The organism is Metabacillus sp. FJAT-52054 (assembly GCF_037201815.1).
GTDB classification, from domain to species: Bacteria; Bacillota; Bacilli; order Bacillales; family Bacillaceae; genus Metabacillus_B; species Metabacillus_B sediminis.
In genome coordinates this window covers 773,230-786,687 of the sequence record NZ_CP147407.1, presented here as the reverse complement: position 1 = coordinate 786,687, position 13,458 = coordinate 773,230, and the positions used below count along the sequence as shown (strand labels likewise).

Here is a 13,458-nt window from a genome sequence, read left to right as displayed (position 1 = left end):
AATTTGCCTGCGCCTATGCCAAGAAATGAAAAATACCCTAAGTCACTTCAGGGTAATGGTTTCTTCGTATTCTTTTTCATTCTGCAGCCAATGGACCTGTACCTGATAGCTATGATTATCTTCAGGTGCATCTGCCAGTATATTTGTCGTTACGTAATATTTACCGTTGCTATCTTTCATCCATTCCTCACGGCTGAAGCCTGAGAATTCAGAGGTTTCTCCATTATCAATGCAGATTACCTTAGTTATTTCAATATCAGCTTCACTTAGCTTAGTAATTTTTGTTTCCCAGTACACATCATTCTCGTAATATTCAGCCGCCCAGTTTCCGCTTTGAGATTGTCCCTGCAGAGGTGGTGAACGGAAAAAAGTTTGATAGAATAGGTAAGAGATGAATGCTATGAATATCGTGAGCATTCCAATTTTCATCTGTTTTATTGACACGCGATCATTCTCCTGTTTCCAATATAAAAAACAAATCGATTATACTATTTTTCAATAAATTAGGAAAGTTGGAGTTTAATGTACTTACAAAACGGGATTACCGGTTTTACGAATTCAGCACAACGAATGGATAAATCCCAGTTTCCATGCTGCCAGGGCGTGTCAGGCAAGTCTCGAGCAATTCAAAGAACCAGGGTATCCCTTCAACTTTTATCATGCAAAAATAAAAACCAGAACAAATCAGTTCCATCTTCTTCTGAATGAGCATTATCCATATCTCGCTTTTGCTTCCGCAGCTGAGTATGGGAACATACGGTTTATTGATCCACCGGAACTTGCTGACGCATTTCTCCCTTTCTATAGGATTCTAAGCAAAGAGAAATTAAATGAGCGAGTGATTTGGAGAAAGAATCTGCTCGAAAATGAAAATGAGCTGAACGAGGCGGAGTTGCGAGAATTATCCTTTTGGAAGCCTGAAAGAGTTGGTGACATCATTTTTAATCATTGGGACTGATGGGGTGCCAGTCCCCACAATCTTTACAGCATTAAAGCTCTGGCACTCTGTCCCGCCAGCCCTTGTGCCCGTTGGGTTCAGCGTTCCTTGCCTCTGTCCCCCGATGCGGTGAAGCAAAGCGGGACTGGCACCGTGCCAGTCCCCACAAATTTTACTGTGTGAAAGCTCTGGCACCCTGTTCCGCCAGCCCTTGTGCCCGTTGGGTTCAGCGTTCCTTGCCTCTGTCCCCCGATGCGGTGAAGCAACGCGGGTCAGGCACCAACATCCACGGTGAAGAAAAGCCTCCACCGCCACCCCCAAAAAACAAAGTCCCTGCATAAGACGCAGGGACTTTGTCCTTATTTCCTTGTGTATTCTCCTCTTACCGGCTCTTTCCCGTTTTCAAACTGAATCCTAATCGATTTCCCTGTCATGATATCCGGACTGCTGCTCACCTGAAAGTGGATGTGTGCCTCCGTCGAATTGCCTGAGTTTCCGCACTTGCCAAGGATTTGTCCCGTTTTTACTTTTTCTCCTTCACGTACTTTAATGGAGTTTTTCATGAAGTGAGCGAGGATGCTGTATTCTCCGTTCTTATGCTTGATTACCACGTAATTTCCTTCCGGATGATCCGGATTCAATTCACCGGGGACGTTATCTTTCAATCCATCGACTGTTTTTATGACGGTCCCTTCTAATGGAGCAGCTACCGGCTGGCCAAAAGCATAATAGCTTTCATTTTTTAAAGGATTCCCTTTGTATGTTTGTCCTTTTTTCATTTGAAGGAGGTCATATGCGTACCTCTGGCTTTCATATGCGTAATGGTAATCAAGTAGGACATTCGTCCCACCCTAGTAAACAAGCCATCGATTTTTGACCGGCATGGTGTATTTGTTTCTAGTATAGTTTTTATCGGTTTGAGAATGTAGCTCAAGTGGTAATAAGTTTAAGCCTGCTATTGTCCTGTCTGCCTGTGCAATGACTGAGATCCCTTTGGTTTTTGACTGATCCGTCCATATATACTGCTTGTTTCCGCTCAAGAGTATGGTGGATTCCAAGCGGTATTTGCTTACACCCTTGTTAAATTCTCCGCTTACATGCATGAAGTCGTCCAGCGGAACTTGTGCTTTAAATTCATCGTTTGTCTGATTGTATATTTTTTCGTATTCACCTTTTAGAAATAGATTGCCGAATTCAGTGGGCCGGAAACGAGTCTCATTCGGGGTCTGTTCAAAACCGGCGGCTATAATGAGAAGACTTCCAGCGAGCAATATTGCCATTATTTTTTTCATTTTTTTGGCTCCTTTTCATACCCTTTCGACATGTATGATTATTCCCCTTCAAATTTTTGGGTTTTCCGACTAAATCACCTTAAATTTGCAGAAGATAGAATAGGCAAACCATTGAATAACAGGAAAATATTATACAAAAATAAAAATCCCTCTCAAAACTTTTTACGTTTTTTTTTTGAAAGGGATGTCATTGCCTGCATGGCAACGATGACGAAAGGTTCAATCCAAACGGTTTTGGGTCAATATCAAGGGGCTGCACTGGACATAGCCAAAAGTTACCGTTAGACTACACGGTGGCATAGTTCGGGCGGAATACCAATAAAATGGAAGGAGAGAAGAACTAGAAATTATGAAGAATTTTAGCTTTTCAAAGCATAGTGTATTTTTTATATCCGTTCTTTTAACACTGATTTTCATTATCTGGGGAGGCTTCTTCACAGCCAGCTTCAACAAAATAACGACCACAGCTTATGACTTTGTTATAGAGTATTTAGGCTGGGTTTATATCGGTACTGCATTTTTTCTCGTGGTGTATGCGATTTACCTGCTATTCTCTAAATTTGGGCACATTAAACTCGGGAAAGAGACGGACAAACCTGAATTTAAAACAGGCTCCTGGCTTGCGATGCTATTTGGTGCAGGAATGGGAGTGGGGATTGTTTACTGGGGGGTTGCTGAACCTGTTACCCATTACACGAATCCGCCATACGGAGAAGGCTACACCGCCCAAGCAGCGAATACAGCCATGAAGTATTCCTTTTTTCACTGGGGATTGCAGCCCTGGGGAATTTATACGGTCATAAGCCTGGCACTTGCTTATTTCCAATTTAAAAAAGGGCTTCCTGCAGCCGTAAGCTCTGCTTTTTACCCTCTTTTAAAAGAAAAAATCTACGGTCCAATTGGAAAGACGATTGATATTCTTTCCGTATTCGCCACTGTTTTCGGTATTGCTACCTCTCTCGGACTGGGAGCCATGCAAATTTCCGCAGGTATGCACGCTCTTATGGGGGTACCGGATAATGTATCGGTCCAATTAATCGTAATCGGAGTGGCTACCCTGCTCTTTATTGTCTCCATCAGCACCGGATTGGAGAAAGGAATTCAGTACCTGTCCAACGCAGCGATTATCCTGTCATTCCTGATCATGCTGCTTGTGCTGATCCTTGGGCCTACACTGACTATTTTTGAAGTGTTCTTCAGCTCACTCGGAAGCTACGCAAGTGACTTTGTCAACATGAGTCTGCGGATCAGACCATTTGGGGACAACACTTGGATTGGAGATTGGACGCTATTCTATTGGGCATGGTGGATTGCCTGGTGTCCGTTTGTCGGTATGTTCATCGCCCGTATTTCAAAAGGGCGGACGGTTCGTGAATTCGTCATCGGCGTTCTGTTTGTACCAGCGCTTGGGACATGTGTATGGTTCGCCATCTTCGGAGGAGCCGCTCTTGATATCATCCAGAACATGGGTCACCCAGAGCTTGCTAAACAAATTGCGGACAACGTTTCACTTTCCATATTCAACTTCTTTGATTACCTGCCGGCTAGCTCCTTGCTGAGTGTAATCGGATTTGCAGTAGTAGCCATCTATTATATTACGGTTGCTGACACATCTTCTTACGTTCTTGGTATGCTTAGCGAAAGAGGAAACTTGAACCCGAGCATCAAGATCAAAGTAACATGGGGAGTCATTCAATCTGCTTCTGCAGCTGTGCTTCTACTGGCAGGCGGACTTGAAGTTCTGCAAACCGCTTCGCTTGTAGCCGCCTTCCCATTTGCCATCGTCCTTCTTCTTATGTGCTGGTCATTACAAAAAGCAATGAAGAGTGAAGTGGAAGAAGAGAGAAAGTTAAAGGCTAAAATGGGTAAAGATCCTATAGAAACACGATAACCTGAAAAGGGATGCTGAAAATGAGCATCCCTTTTTCCTTTCTTAAAAACCTAAAAATCCTCACAGCACTTTAATAACCTTGGTACAATCTCAGGTACTTTATAGGGCATAAAAATATCCTCAATAGGCAGCACCGCGTACCAGGAAAGTTCAGCGGATCCTGCCAGCAGCGGTTTATCATATGTCAAATCAATTCGTAAGCGTTTGTTAACCTTTAATGAAGCAGCCAGCTCTTTATAAACTTCATTCATTGTATATTCGTCAAACACTTTCTCGATGGCAATCCTTCCATAAATCCCATTCCACCAGGCTAAAAACGATTTGACGCTCTCAGCATAGCCGAAAGCCCCTATTTCGCCGTTCTCAAATAGTTTTTGATATAAGGCTTTATCTCTGTCAAATACACCATAGTGGTCATATAAACGATCCCGTGAGTTCTTATTAACCGCCTCTTCCCAAACCTCTGTGTAAAATTGTCCAAAATCCTCTCTCACGATCCCCCACGCCGAACTATCGACGTATGGAAACAAAGGATTTTCTTTATCTGGATTCTTCCTATTAAGGTGTATGTTTTGGATAAATATTAAATAATTCAAAGAGTAAGGCGCATTTGTTTCCATTTCAAATCCCGTTTCCATTCCTGCACAATCACCCCTCTCTGTATTTATAAAAATTTTACAACATAATCGGCATTCTTCACCAAACGTCCTTGTACTATATGGAAATATGATACAATAAATTTGTTTGAAAATTCTACATATAAGGGGAGCGAAAAATGAACCACGCATAGCTTTGGAAAGATGTAGACCATTATTTCAGTACGAAACTTCACCCGGCTGATCCAATTATGGACGCGGTCTTAAAAGCAAACACCGATGCCAATTTGCCCTCAATTGATGTCTCTCCAAACCAGGGCAAGCTTCTTTACCTTCTCGCAAAAATTAAAGGGGCTAAAAACATCTTGGAAGTTGGAACACTTGGTGGATACAGCAGCATTTGGCTTGCACGCGCCTTGCCTGATGACGGGCATCTCACGACTCTGGAATATGATCCAAGACACGCAGAGGTCGCGGAGGAGAATATCCGGAATGCTGGCTTAGAGAAGAAAATTGATGTTGTGGTAGGAGCGGCACTTGATACATTGCCGTCTTTAAAAGGAAAAGAATTCGACTTCATCTTTATCGATGCAGATAAACCGAATAACCCTCATTACCTGAAATGGGCGCTGGAGCTTTCCAAACCTGGAGCGGTCATCATTGGAGATAACGTCGTCCGCGAAGGGCATGTGACGGATGAAAATCATGATGACCCAAGTGTACAGGGCGTACGCCAATTTATTGATCTTTTGTCAGAGGATCCAAGAATTGACTCAACCGCCATTCAAACGGTCGGAGCAAAGGGATATGACGGATTTGCACTTGGAATTGTAAAGGAGTAAAAAAAAGAATCGGATTTTCTTCTTCTTTTTCATTGGACATATATACAAGCCACTTTTCACCGGATTGAATAAGATACTGTACATCCTAATGGTGGTGAACCCGTTATGCCTGATGTTGGCATTGTTATGCCCGTTTATTATCAAAATCCTTCTTTTTTAACAGCAGCCATTCAGTCCATTCTTTCGCAAACGTACCGGGAATTTAAGTTTGTCATTGTCATAGATGGAGCACCCGAAATGAAGACGATTGCCGAATCGCTGACCTCCTATGACCCGAGGGTGACCATCCTTGATAATGGGATTAACCAGGGAGTTACCTATTCTCTGAATCACGGCTTTGATCAATTTTTTGCAGATCCCGAAATCCGTTATTTAACTTGGGTATCAAGCGATAACGTTTACTATCCTCATTTCATTGAGACGCTTCGAAACTTAATGGAATTCTCTCCAGAGCAAATCGGACTTGTGCACAGCTCCTTCCGGATGTTCAATGATGACGGCCAATTTCTTCAGACCGAAGAGGACCTGGTCCACTTTCGCAATTATTTAAACCAGCCGAAGGAAAATCTTCTGAACGCATGCACCATTGGCATCTGCTTTCTATATAAAAGAGAAATCGCAGCGAAAATTGACGGTTACGGTTCTGAACCTGTAGAGGACTATGAATATTGGCTGAGGCTGACTGAACACTGTGACATCATGTATGTTCCGGTTGAACTCGCCAGTTACCGCGTCAACTCCAAACAAAGTATTTCAGCCAAGCTGCAAAGTCCAGAGCAGCACCGGCGCTGGAGATATACATTTCATTTAGTGCGCCATCAGGCAAGGCAAAGACGAAATATCCCGCTTGAACTAACCTTGCTTTTCCCCTTGTATTACGCAGATGAAAGCACGATTGTAAGACTTGAGAATGTGTATGAACAAACTTACAGCAACTACCTAGTTGTCATTCTTGACCTCTCATCCGACCAGCACGTCACCCAAAAACTGCTGTCTGTATCCCATCCGCTTACCACTGCGGTATCGTATGCTAATCAAACGGCTGAAGAAGCGGTAAAATCCTATATGCCTGAAGTCAAAACCCAATATGTGATGGTTCTTGATCAGCGGCCTTTCTCCCAGCACAGTATCCTTCAGACGCTAGTCACCAATTTTAACAATTACTCTAATCATTCCATCGTTTCATTTGGCTATAATCTAAATGAATCGGCAGTCATTCCTAACTATGACATTCCTGTCCAATTGCATACCAATGAACTATACAAGATAAACATGCTCAGGAAATAAGCAAGACCCCTTTGCTTTTAGGTTTATAGAGGTAATTAGACTCAGGACTAAACTATTATTCCCGTCACCCGATATAGTTATTGTAAGAAACAAATATCGGAGGAGAGAACACAGCATGCATTTCGAATCAATTAGCACTATTTTATCCGCCAACTCCTGGACTCTTGTGATGATCATAGCCATTGGACTATATGTATTTGGGAAAAATAAAAAAACGAAGGAATCACCTAATATTCTTATCGAAAGTATAATTAGCAATAATGTAACAAGTCTCGCTGCTGCCTTGGAAGCGAACTGCACTCCCCACACCAAATCCCAGTCCGGCCACTCCGCACTTGAACTCGCCATTGCCAAAAATAATAAATATATGGTCGCCTACCTTATGAAGTATGGAGCAGCTCCAAATTCAAAGGAAGTAAATGCTGCCATCAAAAATAATAATGAAGAAATCATCAGCCTGGTTACGACAGGTGAACACGCAGCCATTCTGAATGAATACAGCTTAGCCGGCTGCAGATAAACAAATAAGAGGCAGTTTTAAAGTCCCGCTTGCTATAACAGCCTGACTCAGACTGCAAACGAAAACAGGGAACCGCTTAGAATGCGTCTCCCTATTTTTGTTTAGCAGCATTGCAGACAGTCCCTTTTTATTGAAGAAAAGGGAAAGTTCAAACCAAAACATCCGTAACCTTCAATCTCCAAATCATATGATCCAATCCCTCTCCCCAGTAATCCCGCAGCCAATACTCCGGCTCACCAAATCTTTTACTCCAGATTTGCTGTGCCTGACCGTAGCCGCTGTCCAGGCAAAACTCCTCAAATCCCTGATTCCTCAATTCGGAAACAATAGCCTGCAGCATCCGGCTGCCAATTCCATTCTTCTGATAATCCGGATCTACAAACACCGTGCCGACCTCCATCAGACCTTTGTAAGTGCCGTTTGTACATTTACAAATGAGTTCACTTGCAGGACCGAATTCAATTGTGCCGATAACCTTGCCATCCTCTAAAGCAGCTAAGAAAAACCGCTTTTCTCCATTCGTTTCAAAATCACTTTGAAGGTAATGTACTTTTTCAGCTATCTCGTCTCTTAAGTCCTCCTGCCGGTCGCCAATTCCTTCTTTAATGAAGGTATCCGTGATGACGCGGCTGAAGAATTGGTGCAGCTCGTTTGTTTGGACTGGTACGGGTCTTTGGATGATGATATTTTTCATGGTTTGCCTCCTTAATCTATTTATTCACTTCTTGATCTGCCAAAGTAACCGTCGCGATCTAATAAAGCAGATACCAACTCTTCGTTAAAATATTTTGTCAAAGAACCAAACTCCAAGGATCGTAAGCTGAACAGGAACCATGATCAGAATCATACAGCCGTCGGACCCGCCGCATCCGCATCCTGATGGCACACAGCCCTCCATGCAGCCTTCTCCTAAATCACTTAAACATCCATCTTTTTCTTCCTTCTTCACATTTTTCGGATTTTCACGCTTATTGTAATCTTTACGATAATTTTTTAAATCAGGGAATTGTCCGTTCATTTCTGCTCCATTTCCCCCATGGCAGAAAGGCTTCTGCAGCTATTTGTGTTAGGGATGATATAGTTGGAAAAAATCGGTTTATGTATATCTTTTGATCGTGTCTCAGAACAATTTTATTTACCCGGTCTTCTGTATGAAAAGAAAACCCTTAAATTCCATTTTAATACAAAAATCAAAAGAAGAGGCAAGTAAATTAATAGAAAATAGACTATTTCAATAATAATGCCGTTTTTGTCTTTATACTAAAAGGATTACTGGTTGGGTTATTTGTTCTTATAGCTTGAATGATTTCATGAGGATAATCTCCTGACCAATTTAGCGCTGAGAGTACAAATCCATCTACAGAAAGCATGAAAAATCACCTATCCATTCCAATACGGATAGGTGATGATCGTTTTTATTTATACATTAGCCTCTTCTATGTCTGCCTTCAATTCTTCAAACCATTTTAAGTTCACTAAATGGTGAGAACGGGAATTTTCGTTCATGCGGCGAAAATAATCCATTTTACCAGGCAATTCCTTCGCATTAGCTAAGTATTCATCGAGAAGAGCAATTCTGGCTTCCGTTTGATCCATTTGGGATTGGATTAATTCTGCTAATTTATTTTTATCAAATACATCTGCAAAGAGTAATGCCCCATAAAATGATAGGTTTACATACTCGGATTTTGTTCCATATTTGGACATTAATTGATCAAATTCTTCTAATCCTAAAGAGGTGATTTTGAAGGGGTGAATTTCACGATTGTTGTTTGGACGTATTTGCTGTGTTTCTTCAATCAAACCTTTATCTTTAAGTTGCTGCAAATTGTAATAAAATGAACCTTTAGTAAAGTTAACGATATATTTATAATGCCGTTTTTCCATTAAACTTAAGAGTTCGTATCCATGTGCGCCGGGGTTTTGAATAAGCAAGCCAAGAATGAGTAAGGGAATCATGGCTGCATCACCTTTGCCATTTGTGCTTCAAATTCAGCATATGTGATTTTACCCAGAGCCAAATTCAGACTGTGAAGATAGATTTGTTCAGTCTTCGAATAGGTACGGTTTGTGTTTAGTGATTGATTTTCATCCGAAAGAGGCTCTAGGATATTCCGTTTTTCGGAAAATGCCTTGAAGTAGCGATAACCGAATTTCCGTTGGGAAACGGCGTTCAAATGAATACCATCCGGATTGGAAGTTAGACCTTCTGCCGATACAAAATAACAATTTTGCTGCTCATGGGCGAATCGACGTAATTGTTCATTGATTTCTTGAAACTCTGATGAGTACTTTCCGAAACCTGTTTTTCCTAAGAAATCACCCAGCTCACCAATGATTAATGGGACATTTTGAAGGTTTAATTCTTTACGTAAAGTTTCAATGATAAGAGATAACTTTTGGTAATACGTTTCATGCAGAGAATTATGGCTGTCACTTTCACCCTGATGCCAAAGGATGCCGCAAATTTGACTCGTTTCAAGAGCAAATCGAGCTTCAGACAAAGCATGTCGGAAAAGAGTACCTTGCGGATGCCAATCGTTCAAGGAACTGCCGCCTTCCGCACAGGGAATCAAACCAATTTCTTCATCCGGGTTCGCTTTCGAACACGCCTCTGCAAAAGATGCTGCCAGACTTATCCCGGCAACAGGGCGGTCATAATTAATTGGTTCTATCATCATTTGCCACTGTCCGTTGCGAAGCATTTTTATTTTTTCATTATAGATCGGTTCTACCTCATGCAAGAATCCCCGGCCTGCCATATTTGATTGGCCTAACATTAAAAAAGATTTTATCATTTAATTTTCATTCCTTTACATAATAGTCTGGTTAGACTAAACTAGTATAGAGTCTAATTAGACTATCGTCAACTCACTATGGAATTGTAAGCGTTCTACTGACTGCTTAATGCTGTAAAGGAACTGTTGGGGTCATTCTAGATCTATAGAACTTAATCAAAATTACGAATGATAGATACGGAAAAGTATGAACACTGCACCGTTCATCCGTGTTTATTATGTGATTAAGTGGATTGACTCAGAATGGGATTGAACCAACAATATCAACTCATGGGAGGACGGATCATTGTGAAAAGTGTGAGCATGTTAAAAATATGGATGAGTGTTGGGTTATTAAGTTTAAGTCTTGTAAGTTTAAGCCTTTTTGGAGAAGGATTAAAGCAGACCGAGGCAAAAGAAGTAGGAGAACAAACAAAAAGTACAAGTCATGCAACTGGGCAAAAGTTCGGGCAGCTTGAGAAACAGTTTAATGCCCGGCTCGGCGTCTATGCGATCGACACCGGTACAAATCGCACGGTGGTCTATCAGCCTGATGAACGATTCGCCTATGCATCTACCTTTAAAGCTTTGGCCGCAGGGGTATTGCTAAGGCAAAACCCGATTGACAAACTTGATGAAGTCATCACCTACACCAAAGATGACCTCGTCACGTATTCTCCAATCACAGAGCAGCACGTGGATACCGGGATGACTCTTAGAGAAATTTGCGATGCTGCGATCCGATACAGCGATAATACCGCTGCGAACCTTTTATTGCAGAAACTTGGTGGACCTAACGGCTTCGAAAAAGGACTGAGAGAAATTGGCGACCATGTCACCGAACCTGACCGCTTCGAGACTGATTTAAACACCGCCATCCCAGGAGACATCCGTGATACAAGTACAGCAAGAGCACTTGCCACCAGCCTGAAGGCTTTCACGGTCGATGGCGTTTTACCGAATGACAAGCAAGCAATCCTAACAGATTGGATGAAGAGGAATACGACTGGAGACGAGCTGATCCGCGCGGCTGTTCCTAAAGGATGGGAAGTCGGCGATAAAACCGGAGCAGGCGACTACGGAACGCGAAATGATATTGCAGTCATCTGGCCGCCGAACAGAGCTCCCATCATCATCGCGATTCTATCCACCCGTGATACTAAGGATGCCACCTATGATAATGAACTTATAGCAAAAGCGGCCAAGGTCTCACTGAATGCATTTAAGTGATTTTTCTTTAAGAAAAAGACGCTATTACTTAAGGGCAAAGGTTAAAAACAATCAAACTTTTTTTATTAAAACGAAATTCAAAAATTAAATTAAGTGATAATATCATCGTTTCTAAAGGTGTATTAGAAGTTTTAGCTCTGTTTAACTTGGCTGTTGATTTCCGCTGCAGGCGTTCGCTTTCCGCGGGGCGGGCGGTGAGCCTCCTCCTCGCTTCGCGACTGCGGGGTCTCACCTGTCCCGCTGCTCCCGCAGGAGTCTCACGCCTTCCACTCCAATCAACAGATGTTTAAAATCAACACCAGGCATTAACAGAGCAAAATTCCCAAAAAAGTGCCAATCACTTCCCGAATTCAATATATGTTCAGGTGGTCACGGGTGGTGACAGGCACTTTTTTCTTTTTTATGAAAATATGGGACCTGACGAATAAAAGAGAAACGTAAATACAAATTATCTCCTCATTATAAAGGGTTCTTTGAGATATCTTATCTCTTCACCAGTAAATATACACCCGATTGATCAATCCAATATTTGAATTCAGGCAGTATTTCTCCAGTAAAATCAAAATACTGTGAACTCCATCCATCTGGCACATAGTCTTCGAAGGAGGCAGGTTCAGGAAATAAGGAGTAAAATTCTCTACAATCAAAATTAACTAAGAGGGCGGGAGAAAAGTCCAATAAATCCTCAGAGTCCTTGTAATCTATTAATAATTGAGTAAGCGCTGCGGAATCTAATTCTTTAATTCTATTCAGGAAAAACAATGCGTTTGTTTTATCTAATACCGGAATATTATTTCTTTCATTGTTAAAATCTCCATAAGAGAAACCAGTATCTTTATCGGCTGCATTAAATTTTTGGTAATCTAGAAACCATAGTTCCCTATATGTCACATACCAATTAAAATGCTGATTGAAGATAAACCCAACAATAATATTTTGACCGTATACCGGTTCAAGCAATATGATCACTCCAAGTACAGTCTTATTTAGTATCCTACTTTATCTCAGGTCAGCTTTTGATAGAACCACTATTAATGAGCCTCTAACCTTGCTGATTAGAGAATAAATAAGAATTAGTCTTTACCTTTAATAACATTTAAAACATAGCTTGCAGTCATCTTAAATTTCCGCGGGTTTTTATGTTTGATTTCATTCAGCTGTTTTTCTATAATTTCTATTGTATTTTGGTTTCCGATATCTTTAATGACATTTGCATACACACGCTTAGGCTCTTCATGATTTAATATTCTTTTATGTAAAATCTCCAGCCATACATATGCATGCGGAATCATGGCCGGGATAGCATAAGCCAATCTTTTCAGGACAGCTTCTAGAGGATATTCCTGGTCATACGATTCTATTGCATGGATTACTCCGAACATTACTTCATCCTTCTCGGTCTCATCGTAAAATCCCCGACATAAAACTTCAATATGACTGATGTCTTTTTTATTTATTATTTCAGTCAGTACTGCTTCGAATTTTTCAGCTTCTTCATTAGTTTTTAGAAGTCTATTGTCTGTTAGCTCTTTAGTAAGTTCATCTAGATTAATAGAATCGCTCAAATCCTATTCCCCCTGGGAAAATCCGTTCAGTATATACAACGCTTTTGGAATTATTATAATCGTTCTTCCGTAATGGATTTTCGAGAATGATTTAACTGTAAAAGACTATCGTTCATTAAAAACCATCTATCATCTTCTTTGTTCAATGCACGTGGATCGATCTCAAGAAAATGATTATAATTAACTGTCCATCCTTCTGGTATTCTTAAAGGATGAATATTCAGTTCTGGAGCATTTAATTTCAAATACGCTTTCATTGATTCATAGCCTCACTTATTATCATTTCTATAAAGATCAGCTTTGTTAAACTTGGCCGCTGATTCGTTTTGCAGGCGTTCGCAGGGCGGGCACACCTTCCGCTTCATTCAATAGATTCCCCAGCTGCTTTCCTTCAACTTATTGTTTTCCGAATCATACCTTCATCGTACTAAAAACTGCAAAATGATGCGCCGAAATACATTCAATACCGCAAATATTTATAGCGTTTCACAACACAACCTTAAACGTTTTCTCCATAATAA

General features: G+C 41.2%; 15 protein-coding genes and 1 pseudogene. 5 read left to right on the top strand and 11 right to left on the bottom strand.

What is annotated here, in order from left to right; genetic code table 11:
• Positions 1 to 42 precede the first annotated feature (42 nt).
• The 3 genes from WCV65_RS04230 to WCV65_RS04220 all read right to left on the bottom strand — a co-directional run bounded on the left by WCV65_RS04230 (position 43) and on the right by WCV65_RS04220 (position 2,229).
• Positions 43 to 444 (bottom strand): hypothetical protein, encoded by a 402-nt coding sequence (locus WCV65_RS04230; RefSeq protein ID WP_338780344.1) that lies wholly within the window; start codon positions 442 to 444, stop codon positions 43 to 45.
• Positions 445 to 1,296: 852 nt separating this feature from the next.
• Positions 1,297 to 1,716 (bottom strand): M23 family metallopeptidase, encoded by a 420-nt coding sequence (locus WCV65_RS04225; RefSeq protein ID WP_338780342.1) that lies wholly within the window; start codon positions 1,714 to 1,716, stop codon positions 1,297 to 1,299.
• 72 nt (positions 1,717 to 1,788) lie between these two features.
• Positions 1,789 to 2,229 carry a hypothetical protein gene (locus WCV65_RS04220; RefSeq protein WP_338780341.1) on the bottom strand — a complete coding sequence of 147 codons (441 nt, stop codon included), beginning with the start codon at positions 2,227 to 2,229 and terminating at the stop codon, positions 1,789 to 1,791.
• A gap of 349 nt (positions 2,230 to 2,578) precedes the next feature.
• Here WCV65_RS04220 and WCV65_RS04215 point away from each other — a divergent pair, with 349 nt between their 5' ends.
• Positions 2,579 to 4,120: a BCCT family transporter gene (locus WCV65_RS04215; RefSeq protein WP_338780339.1), complete on the top strand. Its 1,542-nt coding sequence runs from the start codon at positions 2,579 to 2,581 to the stop codon at positions 4,118 to 4,120.
• Between the two features lie 50 nt (positions 4,121 to 4,170).
• Here WCV65_RS04215 and WCV65_RS04210 read toward each other — a convergent pair whose 3' ends face one another.
• Complete coding sequence (locus WCV65_RS04210) at positions 4,171 to 4,758, bottom strand: group-specific protein (RefSeq protein WP_338780337.1); 588 nt, start codon at positions 4,756 to 4,758, stop codon at positions 4,171 to 4,173.
• A gap of 137 nt (positions 4,759 to 4,895) precedes the next feature.
• Between WCV65_RS04210 and WCV65_RS04205 the strand changes: the two are divergent.
• From WCV65_RS04205 to WCV65_RS04195, 3 genes and pseudogenes are all read left to right on the top strand, one after another.
• Positions 4,896 to 5,558, top strand: a pseudogene (locus tag WCV65_RS04205) (O-methyltransferase).
• A gap of 105 nt (positions 5,559 to 5,663) precedes the next feature.
• Positions 5,664 to 6,845, top strand: coding sequence for a glycosyltransferase family 2 protein (locus tag WCV65_RS04200; RefSeq protein WP_338780335.1), 1,182 nt, complete (start codon positions 5,664 to 5,666; stop codon positions 6,843 to 6,845).
• Between the two features lie 115 nt (positions 6,846 to 6,960).
• The gene (locus tag WCV65_RS04195; protein WP_338780333.1) at positions 6,961 to 7,365 is read left to right on the top strand and encodes a hypothetical protein; all 405 of its coding nucleotides are present in this window, start codon (positions 6,961 to 6,963) and stop codon (positions 7,363 to 7,365) included.
• 148 nt (positions 7,366 to 7,513) lie between these two features.
• Here WCV65_RS04195 and WCV65_RS04190 read toward each other — a convergent pair whose 3' ends face one another.
• From WCV65_RS04190 to WCV65_RS04175, 4 genes are all read right to left on the bottom strand, one after another.
• Positions 7,514 to 8,059: a GNAT family N-acetyltransferase gene (locus WCV65_RS04190; RefSeq protein ID WP_338780331.1), complete on the bottom strand. Its 546-nt coding sequence runs from the start codon at positions 8,057 to 8,059 to the stop codon at positions 7,514 to 7,516.
• An 84-nt stretch (positions 8,060 to 8,143) separates the two neighbouring features.
• Positions 8,144 to 8,383 (bottom strand): hypothetical protein, encoded by a 240-nt coding sequence (locus WCV65_RS04185; protein WP_338780329.1) that lies wholly within the window; start codon positions 8,381 to 8,383, stop codon positions 8,144 to 8,146.
• Positions 8,384 to 8,784: 401 nt separating this feature from the next.
• On the bottom strand, positions 8,785 to 9,324 hold the full coding sequence (locus tag WCV65_RS04180) for a helix-turn-helix transcriptional regulator (RefSeq protein ID WP_338780327.1): 540 nt from the start codon (positions 9,322 to 9,324) through the stop codon (positions 8,785 to 8,787).
• Positions 9,321 to 10,163 (bottom strand): sialate O-acetylesterase, encoded by an 843-nt coding sequence (locus WCV65_RS04175; RefSeq protein WP_338780325.1) that lies wholly within the window; start codon positions 10,161 to 10,163, stop codon positions 9,321 to 9,323. The genes WCV65_RS04180 and WCV65_RS04175 overlap by 4 nt, the downstream gene beginning before the upstream one ends.
• A gap of 270 nt (positions 10,164 to 10,433) precedes the next feature.
• Between WCV65_RS04175 and bla the strand changes: the two genes are divergently transcribed.
• The gene (gene bla / locus WCV65_RS04170) at positions 10,434 to 11,372 is read left to right on the top strand and encodes a class A beta-lactamase (protein ID WP_338782150.1); all 939 of its coding nucleotides are present in this window, start codon (positions 10,434 to 10,436) and stop codon (positions 11,370 to 11,372) included.
• A gap of 483 nt (positions 11,373 to 11,855) precedes the next feature.
• On the opposite strand, the gene WCV65_RS04165 is transcribed toward bla, so the two are convergent.
• The 3 genes from WCV65_RS04165 to WCV65_RS04155 form a co-directional block, all read right to left on the bottom strand.
• Positions 11,856 to 12,335, bottom strand: a complete 480-nt coding sequence (locus WCV65_RS04165; protein WP_338782148.1) for a hypothetical protein — start codon at positions 12,333 to 12,335, stop codon at positions 11,856 to 11,858.
• Positions 12,336 to 12,445: 110 nt separating this feature from the next.
• Positions 12,446 to 12,937 (bottom strand): Imm30 family immunity protein, encoded by a 492-nt coding sequence (locus WCV65_RS04160; RefSeq protein ID WP_338780323.1) that lies wholly within the window; start codon positions 12,935 to 12,937, stop codon positions 12,446 to 12,448.
• A 53-nt stretch (positions 12,938 to 12,990) separates the two neighbouring features.
• Entirely contained in the window at positions 12,991 to 13,194 is a 204-nt protein-coding gene (locus WCV65_RS04155) for a hypothetical protein (RefSeq protein WP_338780321.1), read from the bottom strand.
• Positions 13,195 to 13,458 lie beyond the last annotated feature (264 nt).

What these genes read in the sequence shown, in the direction of transcription:
- WCV65_RS04225 (WP_338780342.1), bottom strand. Translation starts at nt 1,716, where the DNA reads ATGAAAAAAGGACAAACATACAAAGGGAATCCTTTAAAAAATGAAAGC.
- WCV65_RS04220 (WP_338780341.1), bottom strand. Translation starts at nt 2,229, where the DNA reads ATGAAAAAAATAATGGCAATATTGCTCGCTGGAAGTCTTCTCATTATA.
- WCV65_RS04215 (WP_338780339.1), top strand. Translation starts at nt 2,579, where the DNA reads ATGAAGAATTTTAGCTTTTCAAAGCATAGTGTATTTTTTATATCCGTT.
- WCV65_RS04210 (WP_338780337.1), bottom strand. Translation starts at nt 4,758, where the DNA reads ATGGAAACGGGATTTGAAATGGAAACAAATGCGCCTTACTCTTTGAAT.
- WCV65_RS04200 (WP_338780335.1), top strand. Translation starts at nt 5,664, where the DNA reads ATGCCTGATGTTGGCATTGTTATGCCCGTTTATTATCAAAATCCTTCT.
- WCV65_RS04195 (WP_338780333.1), top strand. Translation starts at nt 6,961, where the DNA reads ATGCATTTCGAATCAATTAGCACTATTTTATCCGCCAACTCCTGGACT.
- WCV65_RS04190 (WP_338780331.1), bottom strand. Translation starts at nt 8,059, where the DNA reads ATGAAAAATATCATCATCCAAAGACCCGTACCAGTCCAAACAAACGAG.
- WCV65_RS04185 (WP_338780329.1), bottom strand. Translation starts at nt 8,383, where the DNA reads ATGAACGGACAATTCCCTGATTTAAAAAATTATCGTAAAGATTACAAT.
- WCV65_RS04180 (WP_338780327.1), bottom strand. Translation starts at nt 9,324, where the DNA reads ATGATTCCCTTACTCATTCTTGGCTTGCTTATTCAAAACCCCGGCGCA.
- WCV65_RS04175 (WP_338780325.1), bottom strand. Translation starts at nt 10,163, where the DNA reads ATGATAAAATCTTTTTTAATGTTAGGCCAATCAAATATGGCAGGCCGG.
- bla (WP_338782150.1), top strand. Translation starts at nt 10,434, where the DNA reads ATGGGAGGACGGATCATTGTGAAAAGTGTGAGCATGTTAAAAATATGG.
- WCV65_RS04155 (WP_338780321.1), bottom strand. Translation starts at nt 13,194, where the DNA reads ATGAAAGCGTATTTGAAATTAAATGCTCCAGAACTGAATATTCATCCT.